The sequence below is a fragment of the Marinobacter sp. MIT930201 genome (assembly GCF_047122665.1).
Classification (GTDB): domain Bacteria; phylum Pseudomonadota; class Gammaproteobacteria; order Pseudomonadales; family Oleiphilaceae; genus Marinobacter; species Marinobacter salarius.
The window spans coordinates 3,515,886-3,538,132 of record NZ_CP138916.1; the positions used below are offsets into that span (position 1 = coordinate 3,515,886).

Consider the following 22,247-nt stretch of genomic DNA (forward strand, 5'->3'; position numbering starts at 1 on the left):
CCTTTATCAGACCGTGTCAAAAAAGATGTGCGAAGCGGCCGGACATTCTAACGCACACAAGGCTTAACAGGTAGTCTGCCAATTTGCCGATACTGTGCCATGCTTGGGGTTATGGTGAAGGGCAGAGCGGGCATGGCTGTCCAGGGCACGCTGTAAATACGTCCCTGTACGCTTGACAAAAACATCCATGTTTTTGACATCCCTGGACAGCCATACCCGCTCTGCCCCGGACTCTGGGAGTCAGGCTTACAAGGCAACTGCCAATGTCTGGTGTCGGGGTGTCGGTTGCCTTTGCGGGACTGTCTGCAGCATGGATGCTGCAGTCAAGCTTACATGGACGTATTTACAGCGTGTCCCGCAAAGGCAACCGACACACCGGCGCGGCACCTGTAACCCGGTATAAGGAGCTGTCATGACCGAACCAGAACGCAATCATCTCTCAGGCAGGGCTCTCGAGGCCTACGACCGCATGCTGGAGCGGGTCCAGGCCCGGCTCAGTGATATGGAGAATACCACTCGCGATACCTTGAAAGACGAAATCGAGCGGGCGGTGGAGTTTGAGTATGAACTGGCAGAGATGACCCGCGAAGAAGCGGACCTGCTTGGCGCGTATCTGCAGCGGGACCTCGAACACCTGCTGCATTTTGTGGAAGAAACCGGCGAAGGTCTGAAGGAATGGTTGCAACTGGATATCTCACTGCTGGAGCACCAGTTGGCGGATATGCTGTTCTCGGTGGCGGATAAGACCCGACTGGATACGCTGGAGCTGAACCAGAAATTGGAAAACCACGAGCCCAGTCAGTATATCAGCGGCGAAGTGGCCACGGCCGGCATGTTCAAATGCCTGAACTGCAGCCACATGCGATGCCTGACCGCAACCAGCCATCTGGAACCCTGTGACGCCTGCGGCTCCCACTACTACGAACGCGTCACCAGCCGCTGGCCACGGAAGTCAGAATAGCCATAGGAAGACTAGGGGAGTCCAGCGCAGAGCCAGAACGGCCATGGGGTGGGGGTCCCTTTTCTGCCAGAAAAAGGTGTCCGAGCAAAGCGAGTTCTTTTTCCAAAGAAAAGGGACCCCCACCCCGTGGCCAGGCACCATTCAGGCAGGCTACGAACCCGCCCCCAGGATAAATCAGTTCCGCGGAATCACTCGCTCCCGAACAAACACAATAAGAATCGCCGCCAGCGTCAGCACCGGCCAGGAACCGGATTGCATGTAGGGCGTATTGCCCTCCGCCGCATAGACCTCACCTGTCATCACCGCACGTTCAAACTGCGGGATGGTTTCGGTGATCTGGCCCTTCTCGTCAATAATGGCCGTTACACCATTATTCGTGCCCCTCAGCATATAACGACCGGTTTCCAGTGCACGCATGCGGGCGATCTGTAGGTGTTGCAGCGGGCCAATGGAATCGCCAAACCAGCCATCGTTGCTGATGGTCAGCAGCATGTCACTGTTGCGGGCATTGGTGGCGACGAAGTCCGGGTAGGCCACTTCGTAGCAAATAAACGGCATGATCCTGATGCCATTGGCCTCAAGCGGCGACTGATTGGCAGGGCCGCGACTGAAACTGGACATGGGCAGGTCAAAAAAGCCGATCAGACCGCGAAGCCACTGCTGCAGCGGCACATACTCACCAAAAGGCACCAGCTTCTGCTTATGGTAGATGCCGCCGCCGCTACCGATGGCCATGATGCTGTTGTGGTACGTAAAGTCTTCAATGCGGTCACTGAAGCCGTACCAGGGGATGCCGGTAATCAGTGTGCTGCTCTCTCCCAGTTCCTCACCGATGTGGTCGATGATTTTGCCAGCCTGGTCCTGGGGAATCGGAATAGCGGTTTCCGGCCACAGAATCAGGTCGGTATCCCAGTGGTCTTCAGTCAGCTCCAGGTAAGCGACGATCTGGTCCCGGAGGAAGTCCGGGTCCCACTTGATTTGCTGGGGAATGTTGCCCTGCATCGCGACAAACGTCGTTGGTTCTGTCTGCAGGGCCGTCCATTGTGCTTGAGAAAAAGCCGGGCCGGTTACCCAGGGCAGCAGCGCCACGCCGGCGACGAGCGCCGTGCTGGCATGGCGGGCTTTCCGGACCAGCCACCAACAGCCTGGAATTGCGCAGCCGGTCACGGCCACCCAGAACGTAAGCCCGTGGACGCCCGTTAAGGGGGCGAAGCCGCCCAGAGGCCCATCAACGTGGGCGGTGCCCAGATACAGCCAGGGAAACCCTGTCAGTAGCCAGCCCCGGACCCAGTCACAGAGTATCCACACCGCTGGAAACAGGATCAGCCGCCTGACCGCGTTGTTTTTGGCAAGTTTTCCCCAGGCCCAGAACGCCAGACCATGGAAAAGAGCGAGTCCCGACACAAAAATGACGGTGAGTATGATCGCGAGTGGAACGGACGTATTGCCGTGTTCACTGATGCTGATGTAGACCCAGCTTGCGCCCGTACCGAACAGCCCCAATCCGACCAGCCAGCCAGCCCGAAACAGCTTTTGCGGGGCGAGCGGCAGGCAGCAAAACAGTATCAGCGCGACCGACAACGGCCCCAGCCACCACCAGTTAAAGGGTGAAAAGGTGAGTGTTTGCAAGGCCCCGGCAACGAGCAGAGTGGCCGCTCGCAGCCAGGCGTGCTCGGACAGGGCGGATGTCAGTTCGGAGGTTCGGGCCGTTGTATTACTGGTCATCACCACGCGTTACCTGCAGCAGACGGATAACACGGTTATCGGCGTTGGCAATGGTGAACTGCAATCCGCCAAACTCAACCGACTCGCCCCGTCTGGGCAGATGGCCGAATTCCTTGAGCACAACGCCGCCAATGGTGTCGAACTCCTCTTCGTCCAGCTCGGTTTCGAAGAATTCGTTAAAGTCGTCGACGGGGGTGACGGCCTTCACGGCGTAAGTGCCATCGCCGCGGGCCTTGATGTGGGTTTCCTCGTCGAAGTCATGTTCGTCTTCGATTTCGCCCACGATCTGTTCCAGCACATCCTCAATGGTGATCAGGCCGGCTGTACCACCGTATTCGTCAACCACAATGGCCATGTGGTTGCGGGTTTCCTTGAACTCTTTTAATAGCTGGTTCAGGCGCTTGCTCTCCGGTACGAACGTGGGAGGGCGAAGAATCTCGCGGATGCGGGTCCAGTTGAGGTCGTTGTTCAGGGCCAGAGGGAGCAGGTCCTTGGCGAGCAGTACGCCAATGACATCGTCCTGGCTGTCGCCAATGACCGGGAAGCGGCTATGGGCAGATGAAATGATTTCGCCCAGGAACTCTTTCGGGTCCTGGGATGCCTTGACGGTGACCATCTGGGAGCGGGGAATCATGATTTCATCCACCCGCATGTCGATCACCTGCATGGCACCTTCGATGATGCTCATGGCATCGGTATCGATGATTTCCTGGGACTCGGCGTCCCGCAGGATTTCCAGCACGTCCTCGACGGACTCAGGCCCGCTGGAGAAGGCCTGTGATATACGCTCCAGCCAGGACTTGTTGCTGCCCTGACTGCGACTCGACTGATCGTCGTTCATGAGTCTTTTTCCGTTTCCTCTGTCTCGTAAGGATTGCTGAACCCGAGCTGCGCAAGCAGCCGGATCTCGAGGGCTTCCATGACCTCGGCATCATTGTCTTCAATGTGGTCGTAGCCCTGAAGGTGCAGCATACCGTGCACCACCATATGGGCCCAGTGTTCCGTCAGTGTTTTATGCTGCTCGGCTGCTTCTTTTTCAACAACCGGGGCACAAATGATCAGATCACCGGCCAACGGAACCGTTATACCGGCTGGCGCCTCAAATGGGAAGGACAGTACATTGGTTGGCCCTGATTTCCCGCGATACTGGCTGTTCAGCTCGGCGCTCTCATCACTGGCAACGATACGGATCGTCACCTCGGATGGATTCTCACCCAACCATGCGGCCCGGGCCCAGCGCTCAAACTCGATGTCATCTGGCGCCTCGGGTACCTCGATGGCCCGCTGCAAGTCCACTGTCAGTTCACTCACTGGCCTGTGGCGCTCCCGTCGTCAAAGGAATCGTAAGCCTCGACAATCCGCTGCACCAATGGGTGACGCACCACATCGCGGGCCTCGAACCGTGTGAAGCCAATACCGGACACCTTGCTCAGCACACCGGCCGCATGGATCAGGCCGGAATTCTGCCCGCGGGGAAGATCCACCTGGGTGGTGTCACCGGTGATCACGGCAGTGGAACCAAACCCGATCCGTGTCAGGAACATCTTCATCTGTTCGCGGGTGGTATTCTGGCTCTCATCCAGAATGATGAACGAATTATTGAGCGTGCGGCCGCGCATGAAGGCTAGCGGCGCGATCTCAATCACGCTTTTTTCGATCAGCCGCGTCACATGATCAAAACCCAGCATTTCGTAGAGAGCGTCGTAGAGGGGGCGCAGGTAAGGGTCCACCTTCTGGGCCAGGTCACCCGGCAGAAAACCGAGCTTTTCGCCGGCTTCCACGGCCGGCCGGACCAGCAAGATGCGCTTCACCTGTTCGTCTTTCAGTGCCTCAACGGCGCACGCCACCGCCAGCCAGGTTTTGCCGGTACCAGCGGGGCCGATGCCAAAATTCACATCGTGGGTACGGATGTTGTGCACGTATTTCTGCTGGTTCTCGCCTCTGGGCTTGGCCTGCAGTTTCGGGGTTTTGATGACGGTGACGGCGCCCTTGTAAGGCACGTCATCCGGCAGCCGTTCGAATCCGGTCTCGCGGATAAACAAATGAACCATGTCCGGCGAGATATCATCGTTGGCTTCGGTTTCCCGATACAGGTGCCGGACAACTTCCGTAGCGGCTGCCACGTGTTCAGTTTCACCTTCCACCCGGAAATGATGGCCACGGCGGCCAATTTTGACGTTCATGCGCCGCTCAATGTGCTTCAGGTGCTCATCAAACTGGCCGCAGAGGGTGGTCAGTCGGCGCTGGTCTACCGGGTGTAGGTCGAATTGTCGGTGATCGTTGGCGTTCAAAAGTGCTCCGTTTGTTTACTCCCGTGGATTCAGGGAGCGGGTATGTCATGAATTGTGCAATTGGGCGCTGGCCGGAGGACTATCCCAAAAAACGCCCGTGAATACGTCCATGTAGGGCTCGGTCGCGCCATCCCTGGCGCTCCACGTTTTTGGAATAGTCCTCCGGCCAGCGCCCTTATCCAACTATGTGCAGGCTCACTTGTTTAAATACAAGACCATTTGCACGCTGAAGACACGAGAAGAAGTTGCGGAGAGTGGTGGGGGCCTCCTCCCAAAAATGTGCGGAGCCATGGATGGCGGAGCCCAAGCGCACATGGATGTGCTTGTAGCGTTTTTTGGGAGGAGGTCCCCACCACTCGCCATTCACCAAACCCGAGACGCGTGGGGCCCAGGTTTAATACATCCCGGAACCCACAGGAACCCCGCGAAGAGAATTAGGCAGAGCCTCCCGAATCTCCACATCAATAAAGTGCCCAACCACCTCCGGATTCTCATGCCGGAAGTTCACAATACGGTTGTTCTCGGTACGGCCCGCGTATTCACCGGGGTCCTTCTTGGACAAGCCTGTCACCAGAATACGCTGTGTCGTGCCCACCATCTTGCGACTGATGTCCATCACATTCTGGTTCAGCCGGTCCTGGAGAATGCTCAGGCGCTGTTTCTTCACCTCCAGTGGCGTGTCATCCGGCAGGTCCGCCGCCGGAGTGCCGGGCCGGGCGCTGTAGATGAAGCTGAACGACATATCGAAGCCAATATCGTTGATCAGCTTCATAGTGTCCTCGAAATCCTTCTCGGTCTCCCCCGGGAAGCCAATGATGAAATCCGAGGAGAAACTGATGTCCGGGCGAATCTTGCGCAGGCGACGGAGTTTGGACTTATACTCCAGAGCTGTATGGCCGCGCTTCATGGCTGCCAGGACTCGGTCTGAGCCACTTTGCACCGGCAAGTGCAGGTGACTGACCAGCTCTGGTACCTGCTCATAGGCCTCGATCAGTGAGTCCGAAAACTCCACCGGGTGTGAGGTGGTATACCGGATACGGTCAATGCCGTCGATGGTGGCGATTAGGGTCACTAGCTCCGCCATGTCCATCACGTCGCCATCGTGGGTTTCGCCGCGGTAGGCATTAACGTTCTGGCCCAGCAGGTTTACCTCACGCACGCCCTGGCTGGCAAGGTGGGCGACTTCCGCGATCACGTCGTCCACCGGCCGACTGACTTCCTCGCCACGGGTGTAGGGCACCACGCAGAAGGTGCAGTATTTGCTGCAGCCTTCCATGATGGACACAAATGCGGACGGGCCGTCGGCACCGGGATCAGGCAAGTTGTCGAACTTCTCGATTTCCGGAAAGCTGACATCTACCACGCCAACGCCATTACCCTTGGCGCGGACTTCGGTGATCATATCCGGCAGGCGATGCAGGGTTTGCGGCCCGAAGACCATGTCCACGTAGGGTGCCCGGTCGATGATAGCCTGGCCTTCCTGGCTGGCCACGCAACCGCCTACACCGATGATCAGGTCCGGTTTGCTGTTTTTCAGTTTCTTCCAGCGACCCAGCTGGTGGAACACTTTTTCCTGCGCTTTTTCGCGGATTGAGCAGGTGTTTAGCAACAGGATGTCGGCGTCGTCCGGCGAGTCGGTCATTTCGACGGTTTCGCCGGTGCGAAGCAGGTCTGCCATGCGTGATGAGTCGTACTCGTTCATCTGGCAGCCATGGGTCTTGATGTACAGCTTCTTGGCCATGATTCTCAACGTGCTTGGTGTGTGATTTGCGCCGGGAGGTTGGGAGTGGCGCTTAAAAAAGTTAGCTGCACATTATAACGGGGTGATCAATCGGCAACCACCTTTGTCTCGGCAATCCTCTAAATCGCTTGTGGTAGTATTGGTTTTTCCAATTTTTTAGAACGCTCAAACAATCATGACTCCCGAACGCCTGGCCCGAATCAAACAAACCCTGGATACTCGCCAGCCCGATCTCAGCGTCCTCACCGACCAGGTCCACAAACCCCGCAATCTGTCGGCCATCATCCGCTCCTGCGATGCGTTTGGTCTTGCCAGCATGCACGTGGTCTGGCCGCGGGAAGGTTTCCGTGCCTTCCGAAAAACCGCCGGCGGCAGCTACAACTGGGTCACCACCCACACGCACCCCACCATGGACGATGCGGTTTCGGAGCTGAAAGGGCGGGGCCACAAACTCTACGCCGCCCAATTGTCGGAAAGAGCGATTGATTACCGGGAAGCGGATTTCACCGTGCCCTGCACGGTGATCATGGGTAATGAAGTAGATGGTGTCAGCGACAGCGCTGCCGAACAGGCTGACGAGCACATTGTGATCCCCATGATGGGCATGGTGGAGTCCCTGAACGTGTCGTCCGCCTGTGCGATTATTCTGTCCGAAGCACAACGGCAGAGGAAACAGGCAGGCCTGTATGCCCACCAGAGGCTACCAGACGATGAATACAACCGTCTGCTGTTCTGCTGGTGCCAGCCGGTCGTAAAACGCTACTGCGACGACCGCAACCTGCCATACCCGCCTATAGACCCGGAAACCGGTGAATTAGTCGACGGCGTAGGCTGGATGCAGGAAGTCCGAAAGCTGCGAGCCAACCGTCCGAGGTGGACTGATAAAACAGAATCAGCCACCAACGAACCTCAATAAAAGGATTAACCACAGTCGATTGATCGGTCACGGTGTGGGGTAGCATTTTCTGCCGGAAAAAGGTGTCCGAGCGCAGCGAGTTCTTTTTCCAGAAGAAAATGCTACCCCATGGCGGGACCAGCCCCAAGAGTTCTCAGTCTAGAAGGTCAGCCCCCAAAGTCATCAGATCAGTGAGCTGCTATTCCTCCCGGCCTTCAAGATAACGTTGCAGCTGCTCCCGCAACGCCTTAGGCAACCGCGTAATCGTCAATGCGTCGTTGTCACGGTCATAGTAAACCGCCTGATTCACCAGATCCGAAGAGAACGACACGCTCATACCACCACCTGAGCCCGCAATCCGAACCAGCTTCTTCACCTTGCGGTGATCTGGATGCAACACCCCGCTTTCCGGCAGCTCGGCAGTCTCACTGGCAAACTCCTTGAAACGCTGGGGCTCGTTCTCGTCCAGATAGCCCGACAGAGCTTCAATGGCCACCGGCTCGCCCAACGCATGCTGCTCCTTCGAGAACTCATAGGCTCGCGCACGAATCTTGCCCGCTTCTTCAGGCTCTGAAGACTTGGCAAACGCCTCCACCGCATCCATGAACGTCAGCGTCTCTTTCTCCACATCCACCTGATTGGTGAAACCGCATAGCTTGATGAACAGGTCACCGCCTTCCCCGGAACCACGAGCGTGGACCAGCGTAAGATAGTTCTCGCCGGCGTTGTCACTCAGCCAGTCGTCCAATTCCACGCGCACCGCCAGATTCAGCCGCGACAGGCTCAGGATGTCCGTCGCGTCCAACGTTTGCTGGGCATCAAAACGCATGGCGCTGTCGTTTTCCAGGATAAACAGATAAACCACCTCCGCATCCGCGAGGGCTTCGTGGACAATCATCAGGTGCCCCTCAAATTCCTCCTGGGCACTGTTCAGCAGTTCCTGCCACTGGCCAAAAAGACGGTCAGTCATCGACGCAAAGCTTTGCTTGTCCTCCCGGTAGTCCTTCAGCCAGCTGCTGAACGGACTTTCACCGATGTCCTCGGAAAAACGACCGTATTTCTTGCCGGGCTTGCTGTTGAACAGGCGCTTCATCTGCTTGTGAAGCGCCTCATAGTCGCCACCCGGCTCGGCCAACGCCTCGCCGGGACGAACCCGCGCCGGCTGTCCGGGCTGATACTGGCTGGCGAAGAGAGTGCGGAGCTGTTTGATGGCCATGGAGTCAAGAGTCCCTTGGTTAATAGAACGTGTAGGAGGCTGAGGGTAAACCTTCAGGGGTTGGGATTGTAATGGTTTTTATAGGACTGTGGGATCAGCCCCAAAACGAAGAAGCCCCCAAGGCCTAAGACCATGGGGGCTATCCTCAAGTCCCAAAAGCGAGGTTAAACCCGCTTATGCCGCATCAGGTCCTGAATCAGTGAAGTCACCGCTTCAGTGACCTCCTTGTCATCGTCTGCAGAAACAGACGCCGATGCCACATCCGCACCCAGGTTCACCGCAATGGCAATCAGGCCATGGGCACTGACCACCTGCGCTGCGCGCCGACGGTCTTCGGCATTGCCGGCATTGTCCTCGCTGAGGACAACGGAGGTCTTGCCCTGATCGAACAGCGCCCGTTCAACTGCCAGGGCCAGCGCCGTGGCCTGCTTGCCGTTACAGGCAATAATGGCAGGCTTCTGCGCCAGACGGCGCTCGCGCTCTTCGCTGGTCACCGGGTCCAGCGACTCAACTGTGCCTGCAGTGCCAGCAATCATGCCCGCACCGATCGTCACGTTGGTCAGTCGATCAATCACAATGAAGCTGCCCGTGGCGTGGTTGCGCTGATAGGCATCAAACGCAATGGGCTGGCTCAGGGTCAGCTCACACAGTCCGATTTCGTTCAGCTGAAGCGCAGACGGGTTGTCGTTCTTCTCCAGCGTGTTGACGTCGGTCTGGTGATGAATCTTTTTGACGGTAGCCGAGGTAAACGTCGGGCCGAGCTTGATGTCGTAAAGGCGACCGGTTTCCAGCGGGCCGTCCGTCATCCAGACAATGTTGGCGGTGAAGCGGTTGCCCACTTCTGGCTCATCCTCAGCCTTGACCAGCATATCGCCTCGGCTGACATCGATTTCATCGGTGAGCGTCAGTGTGACCGCCTGGTCGATATAGGCTTCTTCCAGGTTGCCATCAAACGTCACAATGTCTTTGATTGCGCTGGTGCGTCGTGAAGGCAAGGCCATCACTTTGTCGCCGGGGCGCACAACACCAGAGGCTATGGTGCCGCAGAAACCGCGGAAGTTCAGGTTCGGGCGCGTCACGTACTGGACGGGGAAGCGGAAGTGCTCCAGATTTTTGTCGTGGGATACTTCCACCGTCTCCAGAATGTCCATCAGGGGCTGGCCGTCGAACCAGGGTGTGTTCTCACTCCTGTTAACGACGTTGTCGCCTTCGAGGGCAGACAGTGGCACGAAGCGAATATCCTTCAGGCCAAGCTGATTGGCAAACGCCAGGTAGTCGTCCTTGATTTCGTTGAAGCGTTCTTCGCTGAAATCAACCAGATCCATTTTGTTCACTGCGACCACGATGTGGCGAATGCCAAGCAGAGAGGCAATGTAGGAGTGGCGGCGGGTCTGGGTCAGAACGCCGTGGCGCGCATCGATCATCAGGATCGCAACTTGAGCCGTCGATGCCCCTGTCGCCATGTTGCGAGTGTACTGCTCGTGGCCGGGAGTGTCTGCGATGATGAACTTGCGCTTATCAGTTGAGAAAAAGCGATAGGCAACATCAATAGTGATGCCTTGTTCCCGCTCGGCCTGCAGGCCATCGACCAGAAGGGCAAGGTCCAGCTTTTCGCCCGTTGTGCCCATCTTGGCGCTGTCACTTTTCAGGCTCGCCATATGATCTTCATAGATCATCTTGGTGTCGTGCAGCAGGCGACCAATAAGGGTGCTCTTGCCGTCGTCCACACTGCCGCAGGTGAGTAGGCGCAGCAGTTCCTTGTTTTCGTGTTGCTTCAGGTAGGCCTGAATATCTTCCGCAATCAGATCAGACTGGTGTGCCATCTTAGAAATACCCTTCCCGCTTTTTCTGTTCCATGGAGCCGGCCGAATCGTGGTCGATCACGCGGCCCTGACGTTCGGAGCTGGTTGCCAGCAACATCTCCTGGATGATCTCCGGCAGCGTGTCTGCCTCGGATTCGATGGCGCCGGTCAGTGGGTAACAGCCCAGGGTGCGGAAACGGATGGATTTCATCATCGGCTTTTCGCCTTCTTTCAAAGGCATGCGGTCGTCGTCCACCATGATCAGCGTGCCATCGCGTTCCACGACGGGCCGCTTGGCGGAGTAGTAAAGTGGCACGATTTCAATGTTTTCGAGGTAGATGTACTGCCAGATATCCAGCTCGGTCCAGTTGGACAGCGGGAATACCCGGATGCTCTCGCCTTTGTTGATCTTGCCGTTGTAGATGTTCCAGAGCTCAGGACGTTGGTTCTTTGGGTCCCAGCGGTGGTACTCGTCACGGAAGGAATAGACGCGCTCCTTGGCACGGGATTTTTCCTCGTCCCGGCGAGCGCCGCCGAAAGCAGCATCAAACTTGTACTTGTCCAGGGCCTGTTTGAGGGCCTGGGTTTTCATCACGTCGGTATGCTTGGCGCTGCCGTGAGTAAAGGGGCCGATGCCCTGTTTGATCCCGTCCTCGTTCTTGTGGACGATCAGGTCCAGGCCATACTCTTTTGCTTTGCGGTCCCGGAATTCAATCATCTGCTTGAACTTCCAGGTGGTGTCCACGTGTAAGAGCGGGAAGGGCAGCTTGCCGGGATGAAAGGCTTTGCGGGCCAGGTGCAGCATTACTGCGGAGTCTTTCCCGATGGAATAGAGCATGACCGGGTTGTCGAACTCGGCTGCAACTTCCCGGATGATGTGGATGCTTTCAGCTTCCAGCTGTTTGAGATGCGTCAGGTTGTAAGTGGTCATCGTGTCCTGTTACCGCTTTGCGTGCCTCCGGATTCGATAGAGGCTGGGCGTGTGAATGCCGCAATGATACCAGATCAGGCCATGGCATAAGAAGTCGGGTAACTAGAGTTTACTGCTATAACAATATAGCGGCAGGAAAGGCTGGAGGGTAAAACTTCCGAGTTAGTGCGACGAGGTGGAAAGCAGTTTGCTGACGTAGTTGTTCACGTAGTCGAAACCATTGCCTTCGAACTCCGAGAACTGGATGCCGAGCTGGAACTGGTCGCGGGCAATTCGTCGCATGTGTACAATGTTGCCTCCGGCGATCACAGAAACGGGTTGGTTGGCAACAACCGGCACAGAGAATGTCGTTGTTACGGATATCCAGTTTCCGGGTGCCGGTGTTTTCTGGCCGGGAACCAGTTTTCTCACGGAGTCCTGATCACAGAGGACCATCAGGCCGGTTCGGGAAATGTTGGAGACTTTACAGGTAAGGCAGCTGCCGTCGGTTTTTTCAATCCGGGCTTCGGTAGCGACATCGACGCGTTGTTGGTTGCGTAGGTTTGGCTTGGCGGCAACTGGTTTCATAGTCACTCTTCTTGCATCTCTGGTTTCAAAGCAGGCAGCCTTACCCATCGTTCAATCCTTTATTATTTTTACTCGCTGCCTTCTTTCCAGGCACGCTTTCTATACACACGAGAAAGCCAGCCAATTGTCATAAATCTGCAATATGGCGAGTGCGAAAAACAGCAAGCGCTTGTTGTTTCGATCTTAACTTCCTGAAAGTCTAGTTGTTTGTTTGGTGATCAGCAAGTTGCCTGTCGCCAAAACTGTCAGATTTGTGAACTGAATGTGAGCGTGGTGTCACCAAAATCGATTCGGAGCGCTCGCGATCAGGCGGATACGACGGGCAGCTGTTACTTACGGTGTCGGATTGGCTGCGGTAAACTACGCACCAACATCCACCGGGGCCGCTAACGGCTCCACGATTTCGTGCAGGTTATGACAAACAAGATTTCATCCCTTCCCGCAGGCAGCGGAAAAGTGGGTTTTATCAGTCTTGGCTGCCCCAAGGCCCTGGTTGATTCCGAGCGCATCCTTACCCAGCTTCGGCTGGACGGCTACGATGTGGTACCGACCTATAACGACGCTGATATCGTCGTGGTGAACACCTGTGGCTTTATAGATGCCGCCAAGCAGGAGTCCCTAGATGCCATTGGTGAAGCAATCAATGACAATGGCAAGGTCATCGTAACCGGTTGCATGGGTGTTGAAGCGGACAAGATACGTGACACTCACCCGGGTGTTCTCGCCGTGTCCGGCCCACACGCCTACGAAGAAGTTGTGGGAGCGGTGCACCAGTTCGTGCCGCCGAACAAGCAACACGATCCGTTTACGGACCTGGTACCTCCTCAGGGTATCAAACTGACCCCCCGGCATTATGCATACCTGAAAATTTCCGAAGGCTGCAACCACCGATGCACCTTCTGCATCATCCCGTCCATGCGCGGCGACCTGGTCAGTCGCCCGATTGGTGACGTGATGGACGAGGCCAAGCGCCTGGTGGACGCTGGCGTAAAAGAGCTTCTGGTGATCTCCCAGGACACCTCTGCATACGGTGTCGACACCAAGTACCGTACCGGATTCTGGCAGGGCCGCCCGCTAAAGACCAAGATGCAGTCCCTGTGTGAGGCGTTGGGTGAAATGGGCGTTTGGGTGCGCCTGCATTACGTTTATCCCTATCCGCACGTGGACGATGTGATCCCGCTGATGGCGGAGGGCAAAATCCTGCCGTACCTGGATATCCCGTTCCAGCACGCCAGCCCGAAAGTGCTCAAGGCCATGAAACGCCCGGCCCACGACAGCAAGACGCTGGAACGCATTCGCAAGTGGCGTGACATCTGCCCGGAGCTCACCATCCGTTCCACCTTTATTGTCGGTTTCCCCGGCGAAACAGAGGAAGATTTCCAGTACCTGCTGGATTGGCTGGATGAGGCTCAGCTTGATCGTGTCGGAGCCTTCAAATACAGCCCGGTGGAAGGTGCGAAGGCGAACGAGATCGAAGGTGCCGTTCCGGAAGAAGTAAAGGAAGAGCGCTTGGCCCGGTTCATGGAAAAACAGGCTGAAATATCAGCGGCCCGATTGCAGGCCAAAATCGGCCAGACTATTGACGTTCTCATCGACGAAGTCGACGAAGAAGGCGCCATCGGCCGCTCCAAGGCGGATGCGCCGGAGATTGACGGCATGGTTTACCTCAACGACGAAACCGATCTTGTTCCGGGGCAGATTGTTCAGGCTGCGGTCGAGCATGCGGATGAGCATGATCTATGGGGTCGGCTTGTTCGGTAGCCTCCCACCGAGGCCTCCCCCATATCAAGCAGGCTAGGGCTGCAGCAAAAAGCAACACCCGTAGCCTGCAAAAACGCTGAGAAATCAGCCCCCAAGTTTCTTAACAAGAATCTCATTAAACAGCTTCGGATTACCCTGGCCCTTGGAGGCCTTCATCAGCGGCCCCATGAACCCGCCGAGCATCTTCTTCTGCTTCTTGGGGTCGGATTCCTGCTGGTACTGGGCCACCTGATCCGGCATGGAGGCCAGAACCTCGTCCACCATTTTCTCAAGCTCGCCAGTGTCCGACACCTGCTTCAGGCCTTTGGCATCGATAATCGCATCCACGCTGTCATTTTCGCCGGCCCAGAGCGCCTCGAACACCTTCTTGGCACCCGCCGAGGAAATCGTGTTATCCGCGATGCGCACCACCAGATCCCCTAGCTGCTTGCCGGAAATCGGTGAGTCGGCAACAGATTTTTCCTCCGCATTCAGACGTGCGGAGAATTCGCCCTGAACCCAGTTGGAAGCCAACTTGGCGTCCTTCCCGCGATCAGCGGCGGCTTCGAAGAATGCGGCCAGTTTCGAGTCGCCAGCCAGTAGTCCAGCATCGTAGTCGTTCAGGCCGTACTGCTCCTTGAAGCGGGCCTTGCGGGCATCCGGCAGTTCCGGGAGGCTGTTGCGGGCTTCGTCGATAAAGGCGTCGTCGATTTCCACCGGCAGCAGGTCCGGGCAGGGGAAGTAGCGGTAATCGTTGGCTTCTTCCTTGGTGCGCATGGAGCGGGACTCGTCCCGGTCGCCATTGTACAGGCGGGTTTCCTGAACAATGGTGCCGCCGTCCTCGAGAATGTCCATCTGCCGCTCGACCTCATGGGCAATGGCCTGCTCCATGAAGCGGAAGGAGTTCAGGTTCTTGGTTTCGGTGCGGGTGCCCAGGGTATCGGAACCCTTGGGCTTGAGTGAGATGTTCACGTCAAAGCGCATGGAGCCCTGTGACATGTCACCGTCACAGATGCCCAGGGACGTGACAATGCCGTGGAGTTTCTTGGCAAAGGCGACAGCCTCATCGGCATTGGTCATGTCGGGTTCAGTGACCACCTCAATCAGAGGCGTGCCTGCACGGTTCAGGTCGATGCCCGTCATGCCGTGGAAATCCTCATGGAGAGATTTTCCGGCATCCTCTTCCAGGTGGGCATGGTGAATACGCACCCGCTTGGATTCGCCGCTGGCCAGATCGATATCCACATAGCCGGGGCCGACAATTGGGCGCTCCAGTTGTGTTGTCTGGTAGCCCTTGGGAAGGTCCGGGTAGAAATAGTTCTTCCGTTCGAACACTGAGCGGCGTTCAATCTCGGCGTTGACCGCCAGGCCAAACATCACCGCGTAGCGGAATGCCTGCTCGTTCGGCACTGGCAGCGTGCCCGGCATGGCCAGGTCAACGGCATTGGCCTGGGTGTTGGGTTCGGCACCATAGGCGGTGCTGGAGCCGGAAAAAATCTTGGTTTTGGTGGCGAGCTGAACGTGAATCTCCAGCCCGATCACAATGTCCCATTGCATAGTCGTTCTCCTGTATCGGGCTTATTGCGGTTCGCGCTGGTGCCAGTCGGTCACCTGCTGAAATTGATGGGCGGCGTTCAACAAGCGAGCTTCGGAGAAGTAATCCCCAATAATCTGCAGGCCTACTGGAAGCCCATCCACAAACCCGGCTGGAACGGACATGGCGGGGATGCCCGCCAGGTTGATGGCAATGGTAAACACGTCCTCCAGGTACATGGTCACCGGATCGCTGATTTTCTCGCCCTGGATAAAGGCCGGGGAGGGCGTGGTCGGGCTCATCAGCACATCCACTTCCTTGAAGGCGTTAATAAAGTCCCGCTGGATCAGCCGACGAACCTTCTGGGCTTTCAGATAATAGGCATCGAAGTAACCGGCGGACAGGGCGTAGGTGCCCACCAGAATCCGCCGCTTGACCTCGGTGCCGAAGCCTTCGGCCCGGGTGCGTGTGTACATGTCCAGCAGGTCTTTCGGGTCTTCGCAGCGGTAGCCATAACGGGCGCCGTCAAAACGGGACAAGTTGGCCGAGGCCTCGGCCGGGGCGATAACGTAGTAGGCCGCGATGGCGAGGTCAGCGTGGGGAAGGGATACTTCCTTTACCGTGGCGCCGAGCTTCTCGTACTCCCGGATAGCACCCCGAACCTGTTCTTCCATGGCGGCACTGAGGTTGCCAGAAAAGTATTCCTTCGGCAGCCCGATGCGTAACCCTGTCAACGGCTCGTTCAGCGTTGCGGTATAGTCCGGAACGTCACGGTCAATGGAGGTGGAGTCCTTGGGGTCAAAGCCCGCCATTACATTCAGCATCAGCGCATTGTCTTCGGCTGTGCGGGCCATGGTGCCGCCCTGGTCCAGGCTCGAAGCAAAGGCTATCATGCCGTAACGGGACACCCGGCCATAGGTTGGTTTCAGCCCGGTCACGCCACAGAGCGCGGCCGGTTGACGAATGGACCCGCCGGTATCCGTGGCTGTCGCCGCGGGCACGAGCCGCGCTGCAACCGCCGCCGCGGAGCCGCCGGAAGAACCACCCGGAACCCGCTTCTCGCCCCGGCTCAGCCCCCAGGGGTTGGCAGTGGCGCCAAAGTAGCTGGACTCGGTGGACGACCCCATGGCGAACTCGTCCATGTTGGTCTTACCCAGGCACACAGCGCCCGCCTTGCGGAAGTTCTCCGTGACCGTTGCATCGTAGGGCGGCACAAAATTCGCCAGCATCTTCGAGCCACAGGTGGTCGCCACGCCATTGGTGCAGAATATGTCCTTGTGGGCGAAGGGCACACCCGTCCAGGGTGTGGCCTTACCCGCCGCCCGTTGCTCGTCTGCCGCATGGGCGTCGGCCAGGGCCTGTTCTTCCGTAATGGTGATAAAGCTGTTGAGCTGCTCGTCTTCCTTTTCAAGGCGGCCCAGGAACTGCCGGGTCAGCTCCACGCTGGAAATCTTGCCGCTTTCCAGATCTCGGGAAAGCTCTGCTACGGATTTGTTATGCATGATACGTCCTGTTTACGTCGCTGTTCGTCGGGTCACTCGATGCCCTTTATTCAATCACTCGGGGAACCAGATAGAGGCCATTCTCGGTAGCCGGCGCAATGGCCTGGAAAGACTCCCGTTCATTGGTTTCCGTCACCTCATCCGGGCGCAGGCGCTGGACGGCATCCAAGGGGTGGGCCATGGGCGCCACCGAATCGGTATCCGCCGCGCTCAACTGGTCCACCAGATCCAGGATATTGCCCAGATCCTTTTCCAGCGCTGAAACCTGTTCCTCGTCCACCCGAATGCGGGCGAGCACAGCGACTTTCTCAATGTCCTTGCGGGAAATGGTCACGCTTCCTCCCATATATATGAAGTTTCAGTAATTTAAATGCGCGCTTTATATCAACTGAAGTTTGCACGGATGATGAGGGTGCTTGAGAGACAGCCTTCCAAAACTGTGCGGAGCCATGGATGGCGGAGCCCAAGCGCCACACGGACGTGCTTGAGCGTGTTTTGGAAGGCTGTCTCTCAAGCGCCCATGCACCCAAGTTCAAAAAGAAAGCGCTATGGTAACAGATTCAAACAATCGCGGGAGGGGCCAAAACAAAGGAGAAGAGCGCGAAAGGCGCCTCGGGAGCCCCGATGGTGCCTTGCCTGCGGGGGTGCTCACTGCTAAAGTTGCCGCATCATTTTTGCGACTGCAACTCTCAGGTTGAAACTACACGAATGTTGATCAAAAGACTCCGAGGTTTATTTTCCAGCGACCTGTCCATCGACCTGGGCACCGCCAACACCCTTATATACGTGCGCGAACGCGGTATCGTACTCAACGAGCCCTCCGTTGTAGCCATCCGCACCTCTGGCTCACAGAAAATGGTCGCAGCCGTCGGCGCCGAAGCCAAACGCATGCTTGGCCGCACACCGGGAAACATCACCGCCATCCGTCCGATGAAAGACGGAGTGATCGCAGATTTCGTGGTTACCGAGAAAATGCTCCAGCACTTCATTCACAAGGTGCATGAGAACAGCTTTATCACCCCAAGCCCCCGCGTACTGGTTTGCGTTCCCAGCAAATCCACCCAGGTAGAGCGTAAGGCTATCCGTGAATCCGCCCTGGGCGCTGGTGCCAGGGAAGTGTTCCTGATTGAAGAGCCGATGGCGGCGGCCATTGGTGCTGGCCTGCCGGTGGAGGAAGCCAGCGGTTCCATGATTGTGGACATCGGCGGTGGCACCACCGAAATCGCTATCATCTCCCTGAATGGCATTGTGTACGCCGAGTCTGTTCGTACCGGTGGCGACAAGTTCGATGAAGCGATCGTTACCTACGTTCGTCGCAACTACGGCAGCCTGATCGGTGACTCCACTGCGGAGCGCATCAAACACGAAATTGGCTGCGCCTATGAGGGGCTGGATATCCGCGAGATCGACGTTCGCGGCCGCAACCTGGCAGAGGGCGTGCCCCGGGCGTTTACCCTGAACAGCGAGGAAATCCTCGACGCTCTCCAGGAATCCCTGGCTCAGATCGTCCAGACGGTGAAAAGCGCCCTGGAACAGTCGCCGCCAGAGTTGGCGTCTGATATCGCTGAGCGTGGCATTGTGCTTACGGGTGGTGGTGCGTTGCTGCGCGGTTTGGATAAACTGATCAGCGAGGAAACCGGCCTGCCGGTGATTATTGCGGAAGACCCGCTGACCTGTGTCGCCCGTGGTGGCGGCAAGGCGCTGGAAGTGATTGATCGTGGCGGAATCGGAATGTTCTCCCAGGAGGGCTGACCTTGACTCCGGCTTTACGCCCCGACATTGCCTTTACCCGGCCGCCGCTCGTGAATGATCACGGCGGCGGTTGTCGTATGGACACCTGCATGGAGTGCGGGAGGGTGAGCTATTAAAACCATCTTTGTCCAAGGCCCCGTTCCCGGTTTCAGGCTGCTACTGGTTATTGTGCTCTCTGCGATACTGATTGTTGCGGATGCCCGCTTCGATCAGGTAACGCCGGTTCGCAGCGCGATCGGTACCGGCCTTGCCCCGGTTCACTGGCTTGGCAATGCACCTTCCGAATTCAGCGACTGGGTCGCCAGCCTGTTTACCACCCGTGAAGACCTCCAGGAAGAAAACGAAGCGCTGCGTGCTCGCTTGCTGATACTGGAGCGCCGGGCGCTCAAATATGCCGCCCTGGCCTCAGAAAACAACGAACTGCGCAAGCTGATGAACTCCTCAGAGGTCCTTGATGACCGGGTCATAGTTGGCGAAATAGTCGGTGTTTCACCGGACCCGTTCTCTCACGAAGTGGTGATCAACAAAGGCAGTCGCGACGGTGTTGTGGTCGGCCAGGCTATCCTGGATGCCAACGGCCTGATGGGGCAGGTCCAACAAACCAGCAGTTTTACCTCACGGGTTCTATTGGTATCGGACAGCAGCCACGCGGTGCCTGTGGAAGTGGTTCGCAACGGCTTGCGAGCTATCCTGCTTGGAAATGGGGACACCAGCACGCTTGAATTGGTGCATGTGCCGGATACCGCCGATATTCGCGAAGGGGATCTGTTGGTCAGCTCCGGGTTGGGGGGGCGTTTTCCCAAGGGCTACCCGGTGGCGGAAGTGGACCAGATTTCCAAGGAGCCGGGTGAACCGTTTGTGAAAATTCGTGCTACGCCAATGGCGGAACTGAACCGGAGTCGCCTGGTGTTGGTTGTGTTTTCACCGGAACAGGACGACGCCACGAATGACGCTGAAAGCTCGCCCGAAGGCTCCGATGCTGGATCACCAGAACAGGATGGGGTGCGCTAATGCTGTCGGTGATCAGTTATCCCGTTTTTGCCCTGAGCGTTTTGTTTGCCCTGGTGCTCAGCAGTTCGCTGTTTCCGCTGGGCTGGTTTGAGTTCCGGCCGGAATGGCTGGGCCTGATTGTGTTCTACTGGACATTCCGGGCACCGGCCCAGTTCGGTATCCTGTTGGCCTGGTGCCTCGGTCTGCTGCTGGACGTACTGGAAGCCACCCCGCTGGGCGTGAATGCCCTGGCCATGGGTGTTATTGCGTTCCTGGTGCTGACCATTCACCAGCGGCTGCGTATGTACCCTTTGCCGCAGCAGTGCCTGATGGTGTTCCTGTTGTTGGGCATCAACCAGATGCTGGTGCATTTTATCAAGCAGACACTGGGAGTTGACAGCTCCGGTTTCAGCTACTTGTGGCCGGCGCTGACCAGCGCTCTGGTCTGGCCGGTGTTGTGTGTGTTGCTGGATAACCTGAATCGCAAGCTTGGCTAGGATTGGAGGGCGCTATGCAGTCTATTGTTCTTGCCTCAGCGTCTCCTCGAAGAGCCGAACTGTTAAGGCAGATCGGTCTGTCGTTCCTGGTTCAGCCGGCGGATATTGACGAAACGCCCGCGAGCAACGAGTCAGCCGAACACTATGTCGAACGCCTTGCCCGGGAAAAGGCTCTGGCGGGAAGTGCTTCCAAGCCTGGCTGCCTGGTGATTGGTTCGGACACCTCGGTTGTACTGGAGGGCCGGATTCTGGGCAAGCCAGACAGCACCGGCGATGCGACCGTTATGTTACAGGCGCTCTCGGGAACCACCCATCAGGTCATGACCGGTGTCGCTGTGGTTCACAAGGGTATTTGTGAGTCCCGCCTGGTGATAGCGAATGTTCGTTTCCGCGAGCTGCTGGCGGCGGAAATCGATGCCTATGTGGCAACTGGTGAGCCCATGGATAAAGCGGGCGGCTATGGCATTCAGGGGCGGGGTGGTATTTTTGTAGAGGAACTCCGAGGCAGTTACAGCGCCGTAGTGGGACTGCCCCTGCAGGAAACCGCAGCATTACTGGCCGGTGCCGGATACCCGGTATGGGAAACCTGGAACAGCAGGCAGGAGAGCCGCAATGAGTGAAGAAATACTGATCAATGTGACCCCGGTGGAAACCCGGGTGGCGCTCGTGGAGAACGGTATGCTCCAGGAGGCCTACATTGAGCGCACCAGCCGCAAGGGCATCGTGGGCAACATTTACAAGGGCAAGGTGGTTCGTGTATTACCCGGCATGGAGGCGGCATTTGTAGATATCGGCCTGGAACGTGCGGCGTTTATTCATGCCTCTGATGTCGTCACCAGTCAGCAGCCGGCCAGCGAAGCCCCCGAGACACCGAAAACGGTTCCGGATATCCGCACCCTGCTCCGAGAAGGGCAGTCCCTTGTGGTTCAGGTCACCAAGGACCCCATTGGAACCAAGGGTGCACGGCTGACCACCCAGCTATCCATCCCCTCGCGCTATCTGGTATTCATGCCTGGCGTCCGTCATGTTGGTATTTCCCAGCGAATTGAAGATGAGACCGAACGTTCACGGTTGAAGTCACTGGTTGAAGAGGGTGCTGCCGCAGAACCGGACATCTCTGGCGGCTACATTATTCGCACCGCTGCAGAGGCTGCCTCGGAAGATGACCTGATCGGCGATATGACCTACCTGCACCGTCTGAACCAGGCCATTGAGGAGCGCATTACCCGAAGTCAGGCGCCTTCGGTGGTGTATCAGGATCTTCCCCTGTTTATCCGCACCATTCGCGACCTGATTCGTCCACAGACTGAGAAGGTGCGCATCGATAGTCGGGAAAGCCACCAGCGGGTGATGGAGTTCGTTGAGGAGTTTGTGACCGAGTTTTCCGACAAGGTCGAGTATTACCCGGGCGAACGTCCCATTTTTGACCTGTATTCCGTTGAGGATGAAATTCAGAAAGCCCTCAGTCGCAAGGTCCAGCTCAAATCCGGTGGCTACGTGATCATCGACCAGACCGAAGCGATGACCACGATCGATATCAACACCGGCGCGTTTGTGGGGCACCGCAATCTGGAAGAAACCATTTTCAAGACCAACCTCGAGGCGGCCCGTGCCATTAGTCGCCAGCTCAGGTTAAGGAATCTCGGTGGTATTATCATCATCGATTTCATCGATATGGAGGATTCCGAGCACCAGCGCCAGGTCCACCGAATGCTGGAGAAAATGCTGGAGCGGGATCACGCCAAAACCAAGATTACCGGGGTTTCCGAGCTCGGATTGGTGGAAATGACCCGTAAGCGCACCACCGAAAGCCTTGGTCAGATTTTATGTGAGCCTTGCCCCATCTGTGATGGACGCGGCTTTCTCAAGACCAGCGAAACGGTCTGTTATGAAGTGTTCCGTGAAATTCTCAGGGTCAATCGCGCCTACGACGCGGAAAGCTATCTGGTGATGGCGTCCCAGAGCGTGGTGGATCGGCTGTTGGATGAAGAGTCCGACAACGTGGCAGACCTTGAGACATTTATCAGCAAAACCATCCGTTTTCAGGTTGAGCCATTCTACAGTCAGGAGCAGTATGATGTGGTACTGCTGTAACGCCGGCCC

Annotated in this window: 20 protein-coding genes; 8 read left to right on the plus strand and 12 right to left on the minus strand. The window is 57.2% G+C overall.

Going from position 1 to position 22,247, the window contains the following annotated elements:
• Positions 1–412: 412 nt before the first annotated feature.
• Positions 413–961, plus strand: coding sequence for a zinc ribbon-containing protein (locus tag SIC19_RS16020; protein WP_269400096.1), 549 nt, complete (start codon positions 413–415; stop codon positions 959–961).
• Between the two features lie 174 nt (positions 962–1,135).
• Here SIC19_RS16020 and lnt read toward each other — a convergent pair whose 3' ends face one another.
• From lnt to miaB, 5 genes are all read right to left on the minus strand, one after another.
• Positions 1,136–2,686, minus strand: a complete 1,551-nt coding sequence (gene lnt / locus SIC19_RS16025) for an apolipoprotein N-acyltransferase (RefSeq protein WP_127401711.1) — start codon at positions 2,684–2,686, stop codon at positions 1,136–1,138.
• Positions 2,676–3,527 (minus strand): HlyC/CorC family transporter, encoded by an 852-nt coding sequence (locus SIC19_RS16030; protein WP_036209781.1) that lies wholly within the window; start codon positions 3,525–3,527, stop codon positions 2,676–2,678. The genes lnt and SIC19_RS16030 overlap by 11 nt, the downstream gene beginning before the upstream one ends.
• Complete coding sequence (gene ybeY / locus SIC19_RS16035; RefSeq protein ID WP_036209787.1) at positions 3,524–3,997, minus strand: rRNA maturation RNase YbeY; 474 nt, start codon at positions 3,995–3,997, stop codon at positions 3,524–3,526. Before ybeY ends, SIC19_RS16030 begins: the two co-directional genes overlap by 4 nt.
• Positions 3,994–4,977 carry a PhoH family protein gene (locus SIC19_RS16040; RefSeq protein WP_007154798.1) on the minus strand — a complete coding sequence of 328 codons (984 nt, stop codon included), beginning with the start codon at positions 4,975–4,977 and terminating at the stop codon, positions 3,994–3,996. Before SIC19_RS16040 ends, ybeY begins: the two co-directional genes overlap by 4 nt.
• A gap of 394 nt (positions 4,978–5,371) precedes the next feature.
• A complete protein-coding gene (gene miaB, locus SIC19_RS16045) occupies positions 5,372–6,718 on the minus strand; it encodes a tRNA (N6-isopentenyl adenosine(37)-C2)-methylthiotransferase MiaB (RefSeq protein ID WP_127401710.1) in 1,347 nt (448 codons plus the stop codon).
• Between the two features lie 175 nt (positions 6,719–6,893).
• Between miaB and trmH the strand changes: the two genes are divergently transcribed.
• On the plus strand, positions 6,894–7,634 hold the full coding sequence (gene trmH, locus SIC19_RS16050; RefSeq protein ID WP_075196519.1) for a tRNA (guanosine(18)-2'-O)-methyltransferase TrmH: 741 nt from the start codon (positions 6,894–6,896) through the stop codon (positions 7,632–7,634).
• Between the two features lie 178 nt (positions 7,635–7,812).
• Here the strand turns inward: trmH and SIC19_RS16055 are convergent, their stop codons facing one another.
• The 4 genes from SIC19_RS16055 to SIC19_RS16070 form a co-directional block, all read right to left on the minus strand.
• On the minus strand, positions 7,813–8,829 hold the full coding sequence (locus SIC19_RS16055; protein WP_127401709.1) for a nucleoid-associated protein: 1,017 nt from the start codon (positions 8,827–8,829) through the stop codon (positions 7,813–7,815).
• A 164-nt stretch (positions 8,830–8,993) separates the two neighbouring features.
• Entirely contained in the window at positions 8,994–10,652 is a 1,659-nt protein-coding gene (cysN, locus tag SIC19_RS16060; RefSeq protein ID WP_075196517.1) for a sulfate adenylyltransferase subunit CysN, read from the minus strand.
• 1 nt (position 10,653) lies between these two features.
• The gene (gene cysD / locus SIC19_RS16065) at positions 10,654–11,562 is read right to left on the minus strand and encodes a sulfate adenylyltransferase subunit CysD (protein WP_036209815.1); all 909 of its coding nucleotides are present in this window, start codon (positions 11,560–11,562) and stop codon (positions 10,654–10,656) included.
• Positions 11,563–11,724: 162 nt separating this feature from the next.
• Complete coding sequence (locus tag SIC19_RS16070) at positions 11,725–12,129, minus strand: PilZ domain-containing protein (RefSeq protein WP_036209818.1); 405 nt, start codon at positions 12,127–12,129, stop codon at positions 11,725–11,727.
• A gap of 414 nt (positions 12,130–12,543) precedes the next feature.
• On the opposite strand from SIC19_RS16070, the gene rimO reads away from it, so the two are divergent.
• The gene (gene rimO, locus SIC19_RS16075) at positions 12,544–13,890 is read left to right on the plus strand and encodes a 30S ribosomal protein S12 methylthiotransferase RimO (protein WP_127401708.1); all 1,347 of its coding nucleotides are present in this window, start codon (positions 12,544–12,546) and stop codon (positions 13,888–13,890) included.
• Positions 13,891–13,974: 84 nt separating this feature from the next.
• Here the strand turns inward: rimO and gatB are convergent, their stop codons facing one another.
• From gatB to gatC, 3 genes are read right to left on the minus strand one after another with little or no spacing between them, the layout of a single operon-like run.
• Complete coding sequence (gatB, locus tag SIC19_RS16080) at positions 13,975–15,426, minus strand: Asp-tRNA(Asn)/Glu-tRNA(Gln) amidotransferase subunit GatB (RefSeq protein ID WP_036209830.1); 1,452 nt, start codon at positions 15,424–15,426, stop codon at positions 13,975–13,977.
• A 21-nt stretch (positions 15,427–15,447) separates the two neighbouring features.
• Positions 15,448–16,905: an Asp-tRNA(Asn)/Glu-tRNA(Gln) amidotransferase subunit GatA gene (gene gatA, locus SIC19_RS16085; protein ID WP_127401707.1), complete on the minus strand. Its 1,458-nt coding sequence runs from the start codon at positions 16,903–16,905 to the stop codon at positions 15,448–15,450.
• 46 nt (positions 16,906–16,951) lie between these two features.
• On the minus strand, positions 16,952–17,239 hold the full coding sequence (gatC, locus tag SIC19_RS16090; RefSeq protein WP_127401706.1) for an Asp-tRNA(Asn)/Glu-tRNA(Gln) amidotransferase subunit GatC: 288 nt from the start codon (positions 17,237–17,239) through the stop codon (positions 16,952–16,954).
• A 377-nt stretch (positions 17,240–17,616) separates the two neighbouring features.
• Here gatC and SIC19_RS16095 point away from each other — a divergent pair, with 377 nt between their 5' ends.
• From SIC19_RS16095 to rng, 5 genes are all read left to right on the plus strand, one after another.
• The gene (locus SIC19_RS16095; protein WP_036210335.1) at positions 17,617–18,657 is read left to right on the plus strand and encodes a rod shape-determining protein; all 1,041 of its coding nucleotides are present in this window, start codon (positions 17,617–17,619) and stop codon (positions 18,655–18,657) included.
• A gap of 168 nt (positions 18,658–18,825) precedes the next feature.
• Positions 18,826–19,668 (plus strand): rod shape-determining protein MreC, encoded by an 843-nt coding sequence (mreC, locus tag SIC19_RS16100; protein WP_252971559.1) that lies wholly within the window; start codon positions 18,826–18,828, stop codon positions 19,666–19,668.
• Complete coding sequence (gene mreD / locus SIC19_RS16105; protein ID WP_127401705.1) at positions 19,668–20,144, plus strand: rod shape-determining protein MreD; 477 nt, start codon at positions 19,668–19,670, stop codon at positions 20,142–20,144. The genes mreC and mreD overlap by 1 nt, the downstream gene beginning before the upstream one ends.
• A 14-nt stretch (positions 20,145–20,158) precedes the next feature.
• On the plus strand, positions 20,159–20,764 hold the full coding sequence (locus SIC19_RS16110; RefSeq protein WP_041332424.1) for a Maf family protein: 606 nt from the start codon (positions 20,159–20,161) through the stop codon (positions 20,762–20,764).
• Positions 20,757–22,238 carry a ribonuclease G gene (rng, locus tag SIC19_RS16115; protein WP_036209846.1) on the plus strand — a complete coding sequence of 494 codons (1,482 nt, stop codon included), beginning with the start codon at positions 20,757–20,759 and terminating at the stop codon, positions 22,236–22,238. The genes SIC19_RS16110 and rng overlap by 8 nt, the downstream gene beginning before the upstream one ends.
• The last annotated feature ends 9 nt before the right edge of the window (positions 22,239–22,247 follow it).